At 72.4% G+C, this 17868-nt stretch carries 16 protein-coding genes; 5 read left to right on the top strand and 11 right to left on the bottom strand.

Annotated features, from left to right (window positions below):
- Positions 1–49: 49 nt before the first annotated feature.
- The 4 genes from ACWCWD_RS20795 to ACWCWD_RS20780 all read right to left on the bottom strand — a co-directional run bounded on the left by ACWCWD_RS20795 (position 50) and on the right by ACWCWD_RS20780 (position 3770).
- Complete coding sequence (locus ACWCWD_RS20795) at positions 50–1198, bottom strand: LLM class flavin-dependent oxidoreductase (RefSeq protein WP_450774328.1); 1149 nt, start codon at positions 1196–1198, stop codon at positions 50–52.
- A gap of 76 nt (positions 1199–1274) precedes the next feature.
- Positions 1275–2531, bottom strand: coding sequence for an SfnB family sulfur acquisition oxidoreductase (locus tag ACWCWD_RS20790; RefSeq protein ID WP_450774326.1), 1257 nt, complete (start codon positions 2529–2531; stop codon positions 1275–1277).
- Positions 2532–2665: 134 nt separating this feature from the next.
- Entirely contained in the window at positions 2666–3229 is a 564-nt protein-coding gene (gene ssuE, locus ACWCWD_RS20785) for an NADPH-dependent FMN reductase (protein WP_450774324.1), read from the bottom strand.
- Positions 3230–3662: 433 nt separating this feature from the next.
- Positions 3663–3770 (bottom strand): putative leader peptide, encoded by a 108-nt coding sequence (locus tag ACWCWD_RS20780; RefSeq protein WP_353963496.1) that lies wholly within the window; start codon positions 3768–3770, stop codon positions 3663–3665.
- Positions 3771–4035: 265 nt separating this feature from the next.
- Between ACWCWD_RS20780 and ACWCWD_RS20775 the strand changes: the two genes are divergently transcribed.
- Complete coding sequence (locus ACWCWD_RS20775) at positions 4036–4995, top strand: LysR family transcriptional regulator (RefSeq protein ID WP_450774322.1); 960 nt, start codon at positions 4036–4038, stop codon at positions 4993–4995.
- 26 nt (positions 4996–5021) lie between these two features.
- On the opposite strand, the gene ACWCWD_RS20770 is transcribed toward ACWCWD_RS20775, so the two are convergent.
- Both ACWCWD_RS20770 and ACWCWD_RS20765 read right to left on the bottom strand, forming a co-directional pair.
- Complete coding sequence (locus ACWCWD_RS20770) at positions 5022–6164, bottom strand: PLP-dependent cysteine synthase family protein (RefSeq protein WP_450774320.1); 1143 nt, start codon at positions 6162–6164, stop codon at positions 5022–5024.
- Entirely contained in the window at positions 6161–6997 is an 837-nt protein-coding gene (locus ACWCWD_RS20765; RefSeq protein WP_450774522.1) for a Rossmann-like domain-containing protein, read from the bottom strand. Before ACWCWD_RS20765 ends, ACWCWD_RS20770 begins: the two co-directional genes overlap by 4 nt.
- 317 nt (positions 6998–7314) lie before the next feature.
- On the opposite strand from ACWCWD_RS20765, the gene ACWCWD_RS20760 reads away from it, so the two are divergent.
- The gene (locus ACWCWD_RS20760) at positions 7315–8895 is read left to right on the top strand and encodes a hypothetical protein (RefSeq protein WP_450774318.1); all 1581 of its coding nucleotides are present in this window, start codon (positions 7315–7317) and stop codon (positions 8893–8895) included.
- A 122-nt stretch (positions 8896–9017) separates the two neighbouring features.
- Here ACWCWD_RS20760 and ACWCWD_RS20755 read toward each other — a convergent pair whose 3' ends face one another.
- From ACWCWD_RS20755 to ACWCWD_RS20745, 3 genes are all read right to left on the bottom strand, one after another.
- A complete protein-coding gene (locus ACWCWD_RS20755) occupies positions 9018–10331 on the bottom strand; it encodes a pectate lyase (RefSeq protein WP_450774317.1) in 1314 nt (437 codons plus the stop codon).
- A gap of 303 nt (positions 10332–10634) precedes the next feature.
- Positions 10635–11873 (bottom strand): FUSC family protein, encoded by a 1239-nt coding sequence (locus tag ACWCWD_RS20750; protein WP_450774315.1) that lies wholly within the window; start codon positions 11871–11873, stop codon positions 10635–10637.
- Positions 11874–12002: 129 nt separating this feature from the next.
- Positions 12003–12932, bottom strand: a complete 930-nt coding sequence (locus ACWCWD_RS20745) for a DUF6807 domain-containing protein (RefSeq protein ID WP_450774313.1) — start codon at positions 12930–12932, stop codon at positions 12003–12005.
- 526 nt (positions 12933–13458) lie between these two features.
- Here ACWCWD_RS20745 and ACWCWD_RS20740 point away from each other — a divergent pair.
- Complete coding sequence (locus ACWCWD_RS20740) at positions 13459–14754, top strand: alpha/beta fold hydrolase (RefSeq protein ID WP_450774311.1); 1296 nt, start codon at positions 13459–13461, stop codon at positions 14752–14754.
- Between the two features lie 154 nt (positions 14755–14908).
- On the opposite strand, the gene ACWCWD_RS20735 is transcribed toward ACWCWD_RS20740, so the two are convergent.
- Together ACWCWD_RS20735 and ACWCWD_RS20730 are read right to left on the bottom strand one after the other, a co-directional pair.
- Complete coding sequence (locus ACWCWD_RS20735; protein ID WP_450774309.1) at positions 14909–15919, bottom strand: questin oxidase family protein; 1011 nt, start codon at positions 15917–15919, stop codon at positions 14909–14911.
- Positions 15920–16131: 212 nt separating this feature from the next.
- Positions 16132–16704: a rhodanese-like domain-containing protein gene (locus ACWCWD_RS20730; RefSeq protein WP_450774307.1), complete on the bottom strand. Its 573-nt coding sequence runs from the start codon at positions 16702–16704 to the stop codon at positions 16132–16134.
- Between the two features lie 94 nt (positions 16705–16798).
- Here ACWCWD_RS20730 and ACWCWD_RS20725 point away from each other — a divergent pair, with 94 nt between their 5' ends.
- Together ACWCWD_RS20725 and ACWCWD_RS20720 are read left to right on the top strand one after the other, a co-directional pair.
- Positions 16799–17077 carry a metal-sensitive transcriptional regulator gene (locus tag ACWCWD_RS20725; RefSeq protein ID WP_327179754.1) on the top strand — a complete coding sequence of 93 codons (279 nt, stop codon included), beginning with the start codon at positions 16799–16801 and terminating at the stop codon, positions 17075–17077.
- Positions 17078–17197: 120 nt separating this feature from the next.
- Complete coding sequence (locus ACWCWD_RS20720) at positions 17198–17797, top strand: helix-turn-helix domain-containing protein (RefSeq protein WP_450774304.1); 600 nt, start codon at positions 17198–17200, stop codon at positions 17795–17797.
- The last annotated feature ends 71 nt before the right edge of the window (positions 17798–17868 follow it).

Raw genomic sequence — 17868 nt, 5'->3', positions numbered from 1 at the left:
GGCCCGGCCACCTCCGGCCCGGCCACCTCCGGTGCGGAACCGGCCCGGCTCACTGCCGCCCCGCGAACGGGACGATGGCCGAGGGTGCGGCGGCGCTCGCGAACGGGTGCTTCCACAGCCCGCGCCGCGCCAGGACCGGCAGGACGCCCTCCCCGAACCAGTACGCCTCCTCCAGGTGCGGGTATCCGGACAGCACGAACTCCTCGATGCCCAGGGCCTGGTACTCGGCGATCAGGTCGGCGACCTCCTCGTGCGAACCGACCATGGCCGTACCCGCACCCCCGCGCACCAGCCCGATGCCCGCCCACAGACCGGGATGGATCTCCAGCCCGTCGCGGCCGCCGCCGTGCAGCGCGAGCATCCGGTGCTGCCCCTCCGACTCGCTGCGCGCGAGGCCCTCCTGCACGGACCGGATGGTCTGCTCGTCGAAGCCGTCCAGCAGCCGTCCGGCCTCGGCCCACGCCTGCTCGGAGGTGTCCCGGGTGATCACGTGCAGCCGGATGCCGAAACGTACGGTCCGCCCTTCCTCGGCGGCGAGCTTCCTGATCCAGGCGATCTTCTCGGCGACGGCCGCGGGCGGCTCGCCCCAGGTGAGGTAGACGTCACTGTGCCGGGCCGCGACCACACCGGCGGCGGGGGACGAACCGCCGAAGTAGATCTCGGGGACGGGGTCGGGCACCCGCGCCAGCTTGGCGTCCTCCACCCGCAGGTGCTCGCCCGCGTGGTCGACGGCCCCGCCCTTCCACAACTCCCGCACGATGTGCAGGAATTCGCCGGTGCGCGCGTACCGGCCCTCCTTGTCCAGGAAGTCGCCGTAGGCGCGCTGCTCGTGGCTCTCACCGCCGGTGACGATGTTCAGCAACAGCCGGTTGCCGGTGAGCCGCTGGTAGGTGGACGCCATCTGCGCCGCGAGGGTCGGCGAAACCGATCCGGGCCGGAAGGCCACCAGGAACTTCAGCCGCTCGGTGTGCTGGCTGATCAACGCCGTGGTGAGCCAGGCGTCCTCGCACCAGGCGCCCGTCGGTGTGAGCGCACCGACGAAGCCGAGCTGCTCGGCCGCGAGTGCGATCTGCGTGAGGTAGGGGACGCTCGGCAGGCGGTCGCCGCCCGCCGCCGTGACCGGCGTGCCGTGACCGCCTCCCACGACGTGCCGGCTGTCGCCGTTGGTGGGAAGGAACCAGTGGAACGTGAGAGACATGGGGGAGAGCCCTTTCGGTGCGGGGAGCCGGATTCGGCGGAGTGGGGATTCGGCGGAGACGGGGAACGGGCGCCGGTCAGAGGAGCCCGTGGCGGGGCGGGCGGGTGCCGTTGAGCGCCCAACGGCCCAGGTGCTGCACCTTCCAGCGCGTCGGGTCGTGCAGGGTGTGGGTCCGGGCGTCACGCCAGTGCCGGTGCAGATTCAGCGAGTCGAGCGCCGCTCGGGTGCCCGCCACCTCGAAGAGTGCCGAGCCGGTCTCGACCGCCGCCTCCGCGGCGACGACCTTCGCCGCCGCGACCGCGAGGGAGGCCTCGGCCGCGGAGTCGTCGGTGAGATCGGCCTCCGCCCGGTCGACCGCACGCGCCGCCTCGGCCAGCAGAGCGTCGGACGACCTTACGCGCAGCTCCAGTTCACCGAACCGCTGGATGAGGAGGGGGTCCTCGGACGCCTTCTCCACCCCGCTCTCGAACCAGGGCCGGCTCTTGGTACGGACGAAGGCGGCGGCCTCCTCCAGGGCGCCCGCCGCGATGCCCGCATCGATGGCGGCGTGCAGCAACTGGGCGACCGCACCGTGCAACTGCGGTCCACGGAAGGTGAGATGGTGCGGAACCACCCGGTCGGCCGGAACACGGACGCCGTCGAGCCGGACCGTCCCGCTCGCGGTCGTGCGCTGTCCCATTCCGTCCCAGTCGTCCACCACGGTGACGCCGCCCGCGGAACGCGGCACGTAGGCCACCCACAGCTCCTCGTCGTCACCCCTGGCCAGCACGGGGATCCAGTGCGCGTAGAGAGCTCCGGTCGAGTAGTGCTTCTCCCCGGTCAGCAGGAAGCCGCCGTCCCCGTCGGCCGTGAGCCGCGTCCGGATGTCCTGGACGTGCTTCGTCCCCGCCTCGGACTGGGCGTTGCCGAAACGGCGGCCCGCCAGCACCTCGCCGAAGAAGAACCGGCGCTGCTCCTCGCTGCCCCGGGCGCGCAGCACGTTGATGTACACGAAGTGGTTCTGCGGGATCTGCCCGAGGCTGGCATCGGCCGAGGCGAGGGTCCGTACGATCCGGGCCAAGGTGGTGTGGCGCACCCCGGCGCCGCCGTACGCCCGGGGCACCGTGATGCCGAGGAGACCGGAGGCGGAGAGACGGTCGAGTTCGGCGTGCGGCAGACGGCGCTCCGCGTCCCGCGCGGCAGCGCCCGGGCGGAACTCCGCGGCCAGTTCGGACGCGAGGGCGAGCGCCTCCGCGTCGTCGCGGACCACATGGGCGGCGGACGGGCCACCGGCGGACGGGCCGTCGGACGGGCCGTCGGCGGAGACGGGGGGAGGGGCGGCGGAAACGGTCATCGGTACTCCGGAGGTCGGGCGCGGACGCGCGGTCGGCGGCGCGGGAGCGAAGGGCTCGGGCGGGGAGGGCGCGGGGAGCGAGGGCACGGGCAGCGAGGCGCGGCTGGGGCGCCGGGCCCCGATCCCCGGCGCGGTCACCCGGCGGCGTACAAGGAGGGGCGCGGGACGGCTCGGGAGAGCGCGGCGGAGAACTGGCCGACGACGCCGTACAGCGCCGGGGCGGCCGAGGCGGCCACCGTGACCTGGCCGTCCGGAGAGACGACGACCTCCTTGTCGAGGACGAACCACCCCTGGGTGATGTGGCCGGCGCCCATGGAGTTGAGCACCGGGCGCAGGGCGTAGTCGACGGCGAGGACGTGCGCGGCCGACCCGCCGGTGGCCAGCGGCAGCACGGTCTTCCCGGCCAGCGCGTACTGCGGGAGCAGGTCCAGCAGTGCCTTGAGGACCCCCGAGTAGGCGGCCTTGTAGACGGGCGTACCGATGACCAGGCCGTCCGCCCGCTCCACCAGCGTCGCCACGCGGGCGATGGCCGGGTGGTTCGGATCAGCCCCCAGCAGGGCCTGAGCGGGTATGTCGCGGACATCGAGCGGAATGACCTCGTGCCGGTCCGCCTCCAGGCGGGCGTCGAGATGGCGCAGCAGCCGGGAGGTGCGGGAGGTTGCGGAAGGACTGCCGGACACGGACAGGATGACGGCCATCGGAACTCCAGAGGTCGGCACCGGCACGGTGGGCGGCCGGGCAAGGAAAGCAGACAGAGGGCGGGGGTGGCGTCGGGCTCGGAGGGCGGGCGCCGCAACGGAGACGAGGCGTCGTCAGGAGCGCGGCGACAAGGCGGCACGCGGACCACGGCGGGCAAAGTTCCCGTGCCGCGGCGATCGGGAAACCTGTGCACCTACGGCATGTCCACGGTGAGGCCGACGAGGTGTCCCGGCGCACACTGGGCGACCGGAACCTCCCCGCCGACGAGGCCGCCACCGGACGCCGCGCGTGACCGCGACAGACGTGCTCCGGCCCCGCACGCCTCCGGTCCGCACCGCCGCGCCGAGGCGCTGCCGGGACGTACGGGCGGAGTGCGCCCGAGGAGACGGAACGGGCGGGAGAAGCCCTCCGGGACTCGCTACGGCGAAGTGGTCAGCGGCCGTGGCCGGGACGACAACCGTGGCAGGGGCGACAGACGGCGCTGGAGACACGCGCGAGGTCGACATGGCGCCGCCGCGTGAGGTCCACTCGCTTGTCCATGGTCACCGATCCGCTGAGAGGGGGTGGAGCTGTCCGGCCGGGCCCCGCTCCACCCGCCGAACGGGGAAGCCGCGCCACCGGGGAACGCGATCCGCGCGGCCTTCCCGGCCGCCCGCTGTCCGTTCCCGTCAAGGAGCGTACCGGCAGCCGGGCCCTCGGTGGGAGTCGGTATCGGCGAACGGTTGATAGGGTTTCCCTCTCACCTTCCCCTCCGGAAGCGGCGGTTGCCGCCCTCCGCCGGGGTGCCCCTCCCGGAGGACGAGCCATGCGCATCGAACAGCTGGAGTGCATCGCGGCGGTGACGAGAACCGGATCGCTGCGCCGTGCCGCCGTCGAACTCCACCTCTCCCAGCCCGCGTTGAGCGAGACGGTGCGCAACCTGGAGCGCGAGCTCGGTGTCGATCTGCTGGACCGCCGCCGCTCCGGAGCGCGGATCAGCGAACAGGGACGGGAACTCCTCCCGCACATCGTCGACGTACTGGAGTCGGTGGACCGGCTGCGCCGGGCCGCCCACGACCAGCACCACAGCAGCCGCACCGTGCGGATCGGTACGGTGAACGCGGCGACGGTTCCCCTGCTCATGCCCGCGATGCGCGACTTCCGGTCCACCCATCCGGCGACGCAGGTCGAAGTGATCGGGACCCAGCAGGAGGACATCCACCGAGGGCTGCGCGAAGGGGCGTTCGACCTCGGTCTCGTCAACTACCTGCTGGGGGACGACACTCCACCGGACATGGAGACCACCGAACTGCTGCGCGGTCGGCCCGTGGTCTGCATGCGGCCCGACAGCCCGCTCGCCTGCCGCGAGGTGGTGACCCCGGAGGACCTGCTCACCGAACCGCTGATCGGCATGCGCCCCGGCTATGTCATGCACCGCTACACGCACCGGCTGCTGGGGGAGGGGAACGGTCCGTCGTTCAGTTACGCGACGGACGGTGCGGAGCTCGGCAAACTGATGGTCGCCGAGGGCCTCGGTGTCACCGTCCTGCCCGACTTCAGCGTCCGCGGCGACCCGTTGGAGCGAGCCGGGGTTCTGGTCTCCCGGCCGCTGTCCGACGACGCCACGAGGGTCCTGGTCGTCGTCCAGCGTCCCCGCAGCGGCTCCTTCCCGCGCGCGGCACGCGAGTTGAGGTCCACCCTCGTCGTGCGCGCCGCGCAGTACGCGCGGTTGTGCGAGGGGGACGAGGAGAGGGACCACTCGGTGGTGGAGCGGATCGGCCAGTGACAGGCGGATCGGGGCACCGGTCTCGATCAGGTACGCAGAGGGCGGAACATGCCCCGGATGGCGGACGCCGAATCGGGCTCCGGGATCGGTCTCGGCTCCGGTGCCGCACGCGGGGCCCGCGGTTCGCCGACGGTCCGGCAGCGGATCCATCCCTCCGCCGCCGACGCCATGGACGGACAAGGGACGTCCACCGGGTGGCCGACCGGTTCGCCGAGGCCGTGGGCGGCGGTGAAGCCGTCGTCGTACACGGTCCCGAGATACCGTTCGGGCCCGTCGGGGAAGACGGTGACGACGACCGCGTCCGGGTGGGTGCGGGCCGCCCAGGCGGACACGAGGGCGACGGCCCCGGTGCTCCAGCCGCCGCTGACGAAGTTCCCCGAGGCGAGCCGGCGGCAGGCGTGCACGGCTTCGGCCGGACCGATCCAGTGGACCTCGTCGAACGCCTCGTAGGAGACATTGCGCGGGCGGATGCTGCTGCCCAGGCCGCGCATCAGGCGCGGGCGGGCCGGCGGGCCGAAGATCGTCGACCCCGCCGCGTCCACCCCGATGAGCCGCAGGCCGGGCCGGCGCAGGCGGAGCGGTCCGGCGACGCCCGCGCTGTGGCCCCCCGTGCCGACACTGCACACGAGGATGTCGATCCGGTCGAGCCGGGCCGCGAGTTCGGCCGCGAGCGAGGCGTAACCGGCCACGTTGTCGGGGTTTCCGTACTGATCGGGCCAGTACGCCCCCGGTGTCCGCGCCAGCAGTTCGCGGAGCCGCACCAGCCGGGCCGTCTGCCAGCCTCCCTGGCGTGCGGGACGGTCCACGAACTCCAGCCGGGCTCCATAGGCGTGCAGCAACTGACGCATGGAGGGTTCGAGTTCGGCATCCACCACCAAGGTCACCGGGTGTCCCAGGGCCTGTCCGGCGAAGGCCAGCCCGATCCCGAGCGTGCCGGAGGTCGACTCCACCACCGGTGCCCCGGGCGGCAGTTCGCCGCGCTCGCGGGCGCCCAGCAGCATCGAGACCGCGGGGCGCGCCTTCATCCCTCCGGCGCCGAGCCCTTCGAGCTTCGCCCAGAATCCCGGGTGCGGTCCGGCGAGATCGGTGGTGATGCGCGCCAGCGGGGTCCGCCCCACGAGGTCGAGCAGAGCGCGGTTCTCCACCGGGGCATGGACGGCCGTGGTCACGGAGTGCCTCCGGCGTGCCCGCCGTAGAGGTGCAGGGAACCCGGTCCGCCGTCGAGCCAGAAGAACGGGTACGGCTCGGCACACACCGCAGTGACGCCCGCCCCGAGGAGCCTGGGCAGGGCCGCGCTGCCGGTCTGGGCGAACATCACCAGCGGCTTTCCCTGCCGTGCGGCGCGGATGCGCAGCTCCTCGAACGTACCGTTGCCCAGGGTCATCCCGGAGGCGAGTACGGCGTCGCAGTGGTCCAGGGCCGCGGTCGCGTCCGTCGTCACGGGCTCGCCCCACTCCGTCGTGCCGCCCTTGAAGTCGCACGGGACGTAGGTCAATCCGCGCGAACGCAGGGCCTCCAGAAGCGAGTTGACGACCCCCACCACCAACACCGCGCTCCCCGGTGGAAGTCGCAGCAACCCCACGACGGCCCGGGCCCGCGCCCGTGACCTGAGCAGTGAACTTCCTCCCGGCAGAGGGAGTTCCACCGCCCCGGACGCGGGCCCGTGCGGACGGACGTGTATCAGGTAGGCGTCCAGCGCGGCCACCCGTACCGGCAGCAGCCGGTGCCCGAGCAGGCGCCCGGCATCGGCCCCGGCGCACTCCGCCACGACGTCGCCGGGCAGCGAGCCCGGCTCCACCGCGCACGAACCCACGGCCCCGGCCAGCCGGAGGCTCAGCACTTCGTTGCGGTAGCCGGTGTGCCGTCCGTCGTGACGTACGGCCTGGTGGGTGGTGAACGCCGAGGAGATCCGCAGGGTTTCGGGGCGGGGGCCGAACGCCCCGGCGGCGACCAGCTCGACGAGTTCGGGGTACGAGCCCACGTCGGCCCCTGGGCCGGTCATGGCCGACCCGGCCGAGCTCGCGCACGTCAGGGGGGTCATCGTGTCTCCTTCGCGGTGCGGGGCGTCCGGGCGCGACGGCAGAACCCCGCGCTCGGAGGCGGGTACCCGGAGGGATCACGTTATCGACAATCATTTTCATTGTCATCCGTGTCTTTGGAAGACCGCAGCGCCGTGTCGAGCCGGATCGCGCGAACCGTTGCCGCCCGTGGGAAGGGTGTCCGTGTTCACGCGCTGTCGGGCTCGCGGCCCCACGGGGCGGATAGGGTCGCGGGGCGCGGGAGTTTCGCGACGCTGATCGACGCCTGGGGGAATCGAACGTGCCTACACCTGAGGACATCTGGGCGAACGCCGATCTTCCCGCCCGCCGACTCGCCGGTCTGGCGCTCAACCCGTCCGTGCCGGTGAGCACGCTGCTCCGGTTGCTCGCCGACGCTCCCCTGGCGGCACGGATGGTGCTGTGCCGGGACCGGGACCTGCCTGACGCCGTCGTCGATGCCGTGATCGAGCACCCCGACCGCTACACCCGCAGCTTCTTCGCCCGTAACCCCCATGTCGATACGGCGCAGCGGGCCCGCCTTCTGCATGATCCCGACTGGTTCGTCCAAGCCCACCTGGCCGGAGGCCCGCCGACGGCCATCCTCGAACGGCCTCGCCCCCTGCCCGACGCAGCGGTCATCCACATGATCTGCTCGTACGACGGCGAGTTCCTGAACCTTGCGTTCGAGAAGCAAATCTCCGTCGCTCTGCGCGAGTCCATGCCCACGCATCCGATCGCGAAGGTCCGTTCCTGGGGGGTCGGCAGGTGGTCGTCGCTCTCTGCCGGCCTGCGGGCGGCACTGCTGGCGGACCCCGACGAGGACGTCCGGGAGCGGGCGCGCGGATGGGCCCGCCTGGAGGACCCGGCGTGGGTGGAGAGTGCACTCCCCGACCGGCCTTGTCACGCTCGCACCGACATGCTGCTCAACAGAGCCCTGAGCAGGTCCGTGGTGGACAGCGTCCTCGCAACCGCCGTGCAGGACAAGGTGATGATCGCCGCCAACCCCACGCTCCCTCCCGATGCCGTGGCTTTCCTGGCCGCCGATCCGGACCCGGAGGTACGGTGCCGGATCGCGTGCCGTGCAGACCTCCAGCCCGCCGAGCGCCACGTACTCGTCGCCGATCCGGACCCGGCCGTACGCGTGAGCGTCGCTCACCGCCCGGACCTCGGACCTGTCGAGCGGCAGACGCTCGCCACGGACTGCGACCCGGACGTCCGGCTGGCGGTGTCCGTCCATCCCGGACTGAGCGAGGAGGAACGCGCCCGCATCGACTACGAGATCCCCCCGGACCATGATTTCCGTCGGCAGTTTCTGTTCGGAGCACCCCTGGACCCCGAGACCACCCGCCGGAACGCACTCTCCAGCCACCCACTGCTGCGCCGGAAAGCAGCCGGGAATCACCTGCTGCCACCGGACCTCGTCGCCCGACTGGCCGATGACGAGGACCTCGGTGTGCGCGTCCTGCTGGCCCAGAACCATCCGGACGCGCCCGCGCCGCTTCTGTTGCGCAGCTTCCTGGAGTACGCCGGCGCCGAGCGCGGCCACCTCACCACCCGGCCGAACTTCCCGACCGACGGACTGGCTGCCTTCGCCGGCCACGAGGACCCTGCGGTCCGGGCCTTGGCCGTACGCGACCCGGGAACCGAACCGGTGGTCGTGGAGCGGCTCTCCCGCGATCCGGACCCCGCCGTGAGGGTCGCGGCGGCGCGCCACCCGAATCTTCCGCGGTCCCGGCTGGCGGAACTCCTCGACGACGAGGAGCTGGCCCATGCTGCCTGCGCGAACCCGGCGCTCGATCCGGACACGGTGGACCGCCTGATGAAGGCGGACGGCCGGGGGGTCCGGCCGGCGGCCCCGTAGAACTTCGGCGGGCATCCGCGAACAGCCCGGAGGGGCAGCGCGTGGTGCCCGCTGCCCCTCCGTCGTGCTGTGCCTCCGTCGTGCTGTGCTCGTGCCGTGCTCCGGCGTCCGCCGGCCGCGCCTCAGTCCACGTAGGTGATGTCGGACGAGCTGTAGATGCAGTTGGTGCCATCGGCGCCCGAACCGGTCTCGGACGGCTCGCCGCTCGTCGTTCCCTTGTACTTCTTGCAGATGTCGATGTCGCGGTCCGCGTCGTCGTAGATCGTGACGCCCGAGATCTTGGCGGTGTCGCCGTAGTTGGTGTTGATGCCCACCACGGACGTGCCCGGTGCCGTGATCCAGACGTTCGAGATCTCGACGTGGCGGCCGTACTGCGTCGAGCAGTTGCCGCAGGAGCGGTACAGCTTGCCGAAGTCGTCGACCTGGAAGTTCTTGATGACGACCGTGCCGGCACCGTTGTGCTGGAAGACCTTGTCGTCCGCCAGCCGCGCACCGCCGCCGTCGACCGTGGCGACCTGCGAGGAGGAGCTGCCGCGGAAGGTCGCCGCGTCCTCGCCCACGTCCTCCCACCAGACGTTCTTGAGCGTGCAGGCACCGGCGCAGTGGACGCCGTCGGCGGCGGGGGAGCCGAGGATGACGTTCTGCAGGGTGGCGCCGGCGGCCAGTTCGAACATCGCCGGCTGGTCCTCGTCCTGGCTGTCGCTGCCGAGGTCGCCGGTTCCGTAGAAGCGCTTCAGGCTGCCGTCGTAGGTGCCGGACACCTGGATGCTGGCCGAGACGGCCTGGCTTCCGTTGGCGGTCGGCCAGGAAGGCTTCGACCCGGAGCTGGGCGGCGTGGTCGTGGGAGGAGTGGTGGTGGGCGGGTCGGTCGGGGTCGTGGTCGACCCGGCCGCGGTGAACGTCCAGCGCTTGCTGGTCACCGAGTCGCAGGAGTTCTGCTGGACCAGGGTGCCCGCGGCGGTGGCGGAGTCCTTGGTGTTGAGGCACTTGCCGCCGTTGCTGTTGACGACCTGGTAGTCGTTACCGCTCACCTGCGTGAGGGTCCACACCTGGGTCGCCGCGCCGCTGCACGTCTGCTGCTCCACGGCCTTGCCCGCGCTGGTGGAAGCGTCCTTCACACCGGCGCACTTGCCGCTGTGCGAGGCGATCAGGGTGTAACCGCTGCTGGAAGCCGCGAGCTTCCAGGTCTGCGCCGCGCTGCCCGCGCAGGTGTTCTGGGTGAGCTGGGTACCGGCGGATGTACTGGCGCCCGGGACTTCCAGACACAGTCCGCTGCCGGCGTTCTTCAGGGTGTACGAGCCGGCTGCGGGTGCGGCCGAGGCCGAGCCGGTGGCGAAGAGGGCGGTGAGCGTCGCCGCTATCAGTGCGGCGACCGCGAGGAACGAGGCGGCTGCCCTGCCGCCCCGCCTTCTGGCATGCTGATTCTCCGTGCGCATTCGAGGGTCCTTTCACCGCCTGCGGCGTCCTCCGCAGGCACCAGGAAGTGTTGGTGCGGTGGTAAAGGCAAGCGCTCGGCCGGGAAAGCGTGAGGAACGGCGTTCGTTCTTCTGAACCGAGTTCTTGTATGCGAACGCCGGTGACGGTACGTCAACCGGAATCGGCGGTCAATGGGTTGCGCGCGAACCGATACGAAGGGGCCCCCGGACTGTCGGGCCGGCCCGGTGCAGAAGCCGGAACCGGCCTCGCCGGGGGGCGGAACGGGCCTCGACGGGGAGTCGGAACCGGCCTCGACGGCCCTGTCAGCCGGCCTCGGGACTCCTCAACCGCCGCCGCCGCACGCCGTTGCCGCTCAGCCTCCGGCTCAGCCGGCGCAGCCGGGGGTGGCGCTCGTGCAGCTCGGCCGACCGGCGGTCGAGTTCCTCGCCGAGCCGCTCCGTACGCTTGTCGATGTCGAGCTCGTCGAGCACCCGGTCCACCTCGGCCAGCAGGGCGCCGTGCAACTGCCACTGCCGGGGGTGCTCCTGCACGTCCTCCAGCAGCAGATCGGCGATCCGGTCGCGCGTCTCCCGGCCCCGCGCCAGCGCCTCGGCGAGACGGTCCTCGGCCTGCTCGCCGCCGGTCGCGAGCGGCGTGGTGATCAGCCGCGCGAACGCCTCGATGGCCTCGGCCATCCGTTCGAAGAGTTCGGTCAGCCCCTCGCCCACGTCGTCGGGGAACATCTTCTCCTCGGTGCGCTGCTTGGCCAGATCCGTCAGGGTGCGGGTGAGTACGCGCAGCACGACCGCGCAGATCTCCAGCGTGTCCAGACCGGTACGGAGCACGACCCGGTTCAGTAGCCCCTGGCGCACCCGCGGGTTGAGCATGAGGCTCTCCTCGGCCTGCCGCAGCGAGGCGTCCACCTCAACGATGTCGTGGTCGAGGCGGCGGGCCTCGTGCAGCCGGGCGGCGGCCTCCGGTACGGGGATGTGGCCACCGATCTCCTGGCCCATGGCGCGCAGCATCGAGCCCATCCGGGTGGCCAGCCCCTCGATGGAGGCGCCCGCCGTCTGTACCCACACCGGTGGCGCGAAAAGGAGGTTGAACAGCAGCCCGACCCCGGCGCCGATCAGGGTCTCCAGGATCCGGTCCCACGCGGTGTCGGCGACCTGGGAAACGCCCAGGACGAGCATCGCGCTGATCGCCACCTCGGGCACGAACTCGTTGACCCGCACGACCCGGCCGATCATCAGGGCGGTGAAGATCGTCAGTCCGAGACTCCACCAGTTCAGACCCACCAGCGCGCTGAACCCGATCGCGATGAGGACGCCGACGACCACCGAGTTGACTCTGCGGATGCCGGTGGTCAGGGTCGCGTAGAGGGTGACCTGCACGACCAGCAGCGCCGTCAGCGGAGCGGTCAGAGGCGCCGGCTGAGGCAGCGTCGCCTGGGCCACGGAGAAGGCGATGACGGCCGCGGCCGTGGAACGCAGGGCCTGCACGGTCGCCGGTTCGGTGGTACGCCGGACAAGTTCGAGTACGGGTGCGGAAACTCCAGACATTCCTACAAACTGCCCCGAAGATCGCGTTCGCAGCACCCCCGGTTCCAGGTGCCTCCGTACGGACGCAGCGCGGCCCGTGCCGGGGGCCACCACCGGGCGCGGGCCGCCCGGCGCCCGGTGGTGAGCGGCCTACCAGGCCATCCCGCCCAGAACGGCCCCGATCCGGTCCCGCTCCCAGGCGCCGTCCGCGATCAGCACCCGGTAGCGCCGCTCCAGGGTCCGGCCGGGATCGAGCACCAGCTCCTCGTGGAACGCGAACGACGGGGCCATGCCCGCGTAGGAGTCGTTGCGCACGAACCAGTGCGCCGGATGCGTTCCGCGCTCACCGGTGTGGTCGTTCTCGGGCGCGTGGGCCATGACGACCGTGGCGTGCCCGTCGAAGCCGTCGTGCTCCCCGGTGTACGCGAGCCAGTCGGACTGCTGCCCCTTCAGCTCCGGACCCTCGCCCTCGGCGGAGAACACCCGGCCGCCCCGGAATGCCCGGGGGCCCCGCCAGAACAGGCCGGTGTACCCGGCGCCCGTGCGCCCGTGCGTGGCCGGGCTGCCGAACCGCAGCGGCTCCGCCCGCCGGTTGGTCACCGCGCTGGACCACGTCAGGGCCCAGCTCCCGCCCGCCGGGTCGATGTCGTGCACCTCCACCCGCCGTACCTCGTCGGCCCAGTGCTCGCCGGTGTACGGATGCCAGGTCAGCCGCTCCGTGAGGGTGACCCCGTCCTCCCGCGCCGAGATCTCGTCGAACCCGGCGTGCGCCATCGAACCGACCCGCTCCGGCAGCGGCTGGTAACCCTCGCCGTGCACGTAGGAGTTGCCGCCCCAGAGATTCTGCCCCGACAGGTGCGAGGCGGTCATCGACAGACCTTTGTGCCAGCGGTGGTCGTTCGGGCGGTAGTCGGTGACGGTCCGTCCCGCGAGGGTGCGCAGCGGGTGGATGTAGGGCTTCGGTGCCTCCCAGGCGGCCTCGGCCCGGTAGACGTACCGCAGCAGCTCCACCCCGGAGGAGGCGACGGAGACACGGACGTCCTCGCCGTGCCGGTGGACGAGGGCGGGCTTCGCGGTCATGCGGTGGTCTCCGTAAGGGGGTCCGTGGGGCCAGTGGTGTTCGTGGGGTGGAAGTGTCCATTGGGACGGTACGGACGGTGCGGGCTGGGGTGTCCGTCGGGACGGTGCGGACGGTACGGGCCCGGGTGTGGCGGGGAGTGGGCATGGCGGGGCCGGGCCCCGGGCTCGACGGGAGGGCGTGCACTGCTCGGTGTAGCAAGCGCTTTCTGTCCAAAATCTAGGTGCCCTGCCCGGAGTGGTCAAGAGAGCCGACGGAGGGCCCGCCGGTACCGGGACGTGGCTCGGTGCGGCGTGTCGCCGCTGGTGAGCGGTGTGGGAACGCGTTGCGCGGCCGACGGGAGCGCTGTGCCGCCCGCCGCCGTGCCGCACCCGTGACGGCAGCGCGTACCCGCGCCCGGAGGAGCCCTCCGCCCCCATGCGCCGGCCTCCGGGGCCACCAGCCGTCGCCACCGACCCGGGGCGGAACGAGCCACGTCGGGTCCGTGTGCTGAACTGTCCGGAATCCGACTGATTCAGGAGCAGTGCTGTGAGCAGTTTCCGCCACCCCGGCGTCGTCTTCACGGACCGCAGGTTCACCGTCCCCCTCGACCACGCCGACCCCGCGGGCGAGCGCATCGAGGTCTTCGGCCGGGAGGCGGTCGCGCCGTCGAAGGCCGGCGAGGACCTTCCCTGGCTGGTGTACCTGGAAGGCGGCCCGGGGTTCGGCGCGCGGCGCTTCGTCGGTACGGAGGCGTGGCTCGGCCGGGCCCTCGAAGACTTCCGCGTCCTCCTCCTCGACCAGCGGGGTACCGGTCTCTCGACCCCGGCGAACCGGCAGACCCTGCCGATGCGCGGCGGCCCCGCCGAACAGGCCGCGTATCTGGGCCACTTCCGGTCCGACAACATCGTGCGGGACTGCGAACTGATCCGCGCGCAGCTGACCGGCGGGCGCCCCTGGACGGTTCTCGGCCAGTCCTTCGGCGGGTTCTGTGCCGTCCGCTATCTGTCGGCGGCCCCGGAAGGCCTGGCCGCCGTACTGATCACCGGCGGACTCCCGTCGCTCGACGCCCACGCGGACGAGGTCTACCGGGCCGCGTACCCGCGCATCGAGCGGAAGGTCGCCGCCCACTACGCCCGCTACCCGCAGGACGTCGCGCGGGCCCGCGAGATCGCCGCACACCTCGCGTCGCACCGGGTCGAGTCCGCCGGTCACCTCCTGACGCCCGAGGGCTTCCAGTCGCTCGGCATCCTGCTCGGCGGCGGCCAGGGGAGCCACCAGCTCCACTACCTGCTGGAGAACGCCTTCGTCCCCACGCCCGACGGCCCCGCGCTCTCCGACACCTTCCAGGAAGCCGTCCGTACGACGAACTCCTTCGCCGGGCACCCGCTCTACGCCCTGATGCACGAGGCGATCTACGGCCGGGGCGAGCGGCCCACCGACTGGTCGGCCGAACGTGTCCGTGCCGAGTTCCCCCAGTTCGACGCCGGGGCGGCACTCGCCTCGGACGGTCCGTTGCTCTTCACCGGCGAGAGCATCCACCCGTGGCACTTCGAGACGGATCCGGCGCTGCGCCCGCTGCGCGAGACCGCCGAGCTGCTGGCCGCGCGTACCGACTGGCCGGAGCTGTACGACAAGGAGCGGCTCGCCGCCAACCGGGTCCCGGTGGCGGCGGCCGTCTACCACGACGACATGTACGTGGACACGGCCCACGCACTCGTCACCGCGGCGGGCATCCGCGGGCTGCGGACCTGGGTGACCAACGAGTTCGAGCACGACGGCCTGCGCGCGGGCGGACCGCGCGTGCTGGACCGGCTGCTGGCCATGGTCCGCGACGACGTCTGAGCGGGCATGGGGCCCGCCGTTCGGATCGGGCCGGATCGGGAGCGGGCGGATACGGAGGCGTGGCCGATTGGAGCGTCCCTGACCGACGTCGCGAGCGGAGAGGGGCGAGCGCGCGGCCTCGCCTCCCCGCCCGCGGGCCAGGTGCGGACGCGCTTCACACCAGCGGGGCGCTCAGTTCGATGGAGCGCAGCGCCGCCGCGAGGGCCGGTTCGTCACCGACGTCGAGGGCCGTGTCCGTCAGCTTGATGACGTGTTCGTCGCCGTGCGCCAGGGCCCGTTCGAAGACCTCTTCCGGAGTGAAGGTGCCCGGCGGGGTGTACGCGACCGGCTCGTCGGGCGCGTACATCGCGGTCACCGCCGCGGAGGCCGTCCAGGCCGCCCGCAGGCTCGGCAGCCACAGGCTTTCCGGGAGCGCGGGCAGGGTGCGCAGGACGGCGTTGGGAGCCGTGGCGGCGTGCACCAGCATCGTTTCGTCACCGTGGCCGTGGGTGGCGTACCGGTGTGTGGCGGCCCGAACCAGTTCGGTGAGGCGGCCGTACGCGTCGCTCGGTTCCGTGACGCCTGCCGCCCACACCGGCAGGGCCCGGATGTGGCCGAGCCGGGCGGGGAAGCCGCCGTCCCGCACGTCGATCGGATCCACCGTGTCCAGTGCGGCGGCCGCGCTGTCGGCGCCGGACAGCGGGGCGAGATCCGCGACGGGCCGGTGGCGCGCGGCCCAGTAGCCGAGGCCGTGGGCGAGCTCGGCCAGACGGGGTTCGGTCGTCCCGGCCGCGAGCAGGGTGCGTACGGCATGGCCCACCCGGATCACCGGATGCGTCGAGCCGCCGTAGATGCCGGGCAGCAGACGCGGCCACCACTGGGCGAGCACCTCCCGCCAGGGACGTTCGCCGAGCTCGCGCCCGAAGTGGTCGATCCAGTCGGCAGCCCGGTGCGCGTCGCCGAGCGCGAGACGCCAGTTGTCGGCCGTGACCGGTTCGACGCCGGGCGGGAACTCCTCCAGCTTGGGTGCGTACAGATCGAGCCAGCGGTGCACCGCCGGCGCCTGTCCGTGCGCGGCGAGGGCCTCGACGGCCATCGGGGCGTGATTGCTCAGCCGCCCGAGGCGCTCGGGGCCGGAATGGTGAAGTCGTTCGAGCGCCTCGTCCAGAATTCCCGTCGTGTCCATGGCGAGGACGGTAGGCGGGATGCCGCGGCAGCGTAACGGACCTGAGGCGTAGGCCCGGCCTAGGACTTGAGAAGTGTCACTGCGGCCGTCACCCGCCACCGCTCGGCCTTTGTACGGAAACCGCAGGCAGCGGGCGCTCGGCCCCGTCCCCCGTCGGTTCCCCGCCTCCCCCGTCCGCGCGGACCGGTCGGTGCCGCGCGGACGCGCAGGGCTCAGCTCTGGAGGGCTTCCAGCGTCTCGTTCAGTTCGGGGGCGGTCTGCGGGGCGCGGTTGTGCGGCAGCTTGGAGAGCGCCGCCGCCATGCCGCAGGTGTTGCTGACCGCGGAGAAGACGAGGCCCGAACCGATTCCGGCCGACAGCCAGCGGGCCGCGGGGAAGCGGCGGCCGACGAGCAGGCCCGCCACCACGAGGGAGCCCGCCGCGAGGCGGACCTGGCGCTCCATGGGCCAGACGGCCTTCGCTCCGGCCGGACGGTCCAGCTCGTGCCCGGCGCCTTCCCAGGCGGAGGTGCCGCCGGTCAGGGTCGTGGACGCTATGTCGGCGTCGGCGAGTATCTCGGCCGCGCGGGTGGAGCGGACGCCCGAGGCGCAGACCACGAGCAAGGAACCACGGGCGGCTGCGGACTTCAGCGCCGGGAGCGCTTCGGCCATGCGGTCGAGCGGGACGTTGTACGCGCCGGGTACGTGTCCCGAGGCGTATTCGCCGGGACCCCGGACGTCGATGACGGTGAACTCGTCCAGGCGGGATGCGGCCTGGGCGGGGGAGAGGGATGCCGGGCTGGTCACGAGCAGGGTGTCCTTTCGGTCAAGAGCAAGTGGGACGGGTTCCGCCTGCCCCGGCGAGGATAAAATACCCCTGGGGGTATTCGGAGGAGAGTGTGTGGAACTCGACATGGCGGCCGACGAGCTGAAGGCCGTGCTCAACCGCCTGCGACGCGCGCAGGGACAGCTCGGCGCGGTGATCCGGATGATCGAGGAGGGCCGCGACTGCGAGGACGTCATCACACAGATGGCCGCCGTCTCGCGCGCGCTGGACCGGGCCGGCTTCGCGATCATCGCGACCGGGCTCCAGCACTGCCTGGCCGAGGGTACGGCGGAACCGGAGGACCGGGAGCGGATGCGGGCCCGCCTGGAGAAGCTCTTCCTCTCCCTGGCCTGACGCTCCCGGGCGCCTCTCGTCGGCGCCAGCGCCTCGTCGCGCCTCCTCGGCCCGGCCCGCCGGACCCGGACACGGTGCGCGGTTGACGAACGCCGTTGCCGATTCCGCACACTGGTCGGCATGAAGGAACAGGCGCAGGGCGACCCCGAGCTGGACGCGGTGATCTCCGGGGTGGGCCCCCGGCTGCGCCGCCTGCGCAAGGAACGCGAGGTGACCCTCGCCGCCCTCTCGGCGGCCACCGGCATCTCCGTCAGCACCCTCTCCCGGCTGGAGTCCGGCGGCCGTCGCCCCAGCCTGGAGCTGCTGCTGCCCATCGCCCGCGCCCACGAGGTCCCGCTCGACGACCTGATCGGCGCGCCGCCCGTGGGCGACCCGCGGGTCCGGGCCGAGCCGGTCGTCCGCCACGGCCGGACCATGTTCCCGCTCACCGCCCGGCCCGGCGGACTCCAGGCGTACAAGCTCGTCCAGCAGGGCGGTACGGGCGAATGCCCCGACCTGCGCACCCACGAGGGCTACGAATGGCTGTACGTCCTCTCCGGGCGGCTGCGACTGCGCCTCGCCGACCACGACCTGGTGATGGGTCCCGGCGAAGCCGCGGAGTTCGACACCCGGCTGCCCCACTGGTTCGGGCCTGCCGGGGAGGAGACGGTGGAGTTTCTCAGCCTCTTCGGGCCGCAGGGGGAACGGATGCACGTCATCGCCCGGCCCAAGTCCGACTGACACCCGCCGCCGCGGCTCACCCGGGCGCCTCCGCACGTGCGTTTCCGGGGTCCGCAGAGTGTTCCCAGAGG

It is taken from the genome of Streptomyces sp. NPDC001493 (genome assembly GCF_053597235.1).
The sequence above is the reverse complement of the archived record's forward strand: the minus strand, read 5'-3'. Positions and strand labels throughout refer to the sequence as shown.

Bases quoted from the DNA above. Each gene is read 5' to 3' on its own strand.
- ACWCWD_RS20795 (WP_450774328.1), bottom strand. From the start codon at position 1,198: ATGTCTCTCACGTTCCACTGGTTCCTTCCCACCAACGGCGACAGCCGG.
- ACWCWD_RS20750 (WP_450774315.1), bottom strand. From the start codon at position 11,873: ATGTCTGGAGTTTCCGCACCCGTACTCGAACTTGTCCGGCGTACCACC.
- ACWCWD_RS20790 (WP_450774326.1), bottom strand. From the start codon at position 2,531: ATGACCGTTTCCGCCGCCCCTCCCCCCGTCTCCGCCGACGGCCCGTCC.
- ACWCWD_RS20720 (WP_450774304.1), top strand. From the start codon at position 17,198: ATGAAGGAACAGGCGCAGGGCGACCCCGAGCTGGACGCGGTGATCTCC.
- ssuE (WP_450774324.1), bottom strand. From the start codon at position 3,229: ATGGCCGTCATCCTGTCCGTGTCCGGCAGTCCTTCCGCAACCTCCCGC.
- ACWCWD_RS20735 (WP_450774309.1), bottom strand. From the start codon at position 15,919: ATGGACACGACGGGAATTCTGGACGAGGCGCTCGAACGACTTCACCAT.
- ACWCWD_RS20780 (WP_353963496.1), bottom strand. From the start codon at position 3,770: ATGGACAAGCGAGTGGACCTCACGCGGCGGCGCCATGTCGACCTCGCG.
- ACWCWD_RS20755 (WP_450774317.1), bottom strand. From the start codon at position 10,331: ATGCGCACGGAGAATCAGCATGCCAGAAGGCGGGGCGGCAGGGCAGCC.
- ACWCWD_RS20775 (WP_450774322.1), top strand. From the start codon at position 4,036: ATGCGCATCGAACAGCTGGAGTGCATCGCGGCGGTGACGAGAACCGGA.
- ACWCWD_RS20765 (WP_450774522.1), bottom strand. From the start codon at position 6,997: ATGACCGGCCCAGGGGCCGACGTGGGCTCGTACCCCGAACTCGTCGAG.
- ACWCWD_RS20745 (WP_450774313.1), bottom strand. From the start codon at position 12,932: ATGACCGCGAAGCCCGCCCTCGTCCACCGGCACGGCGAGGACGTCCGT.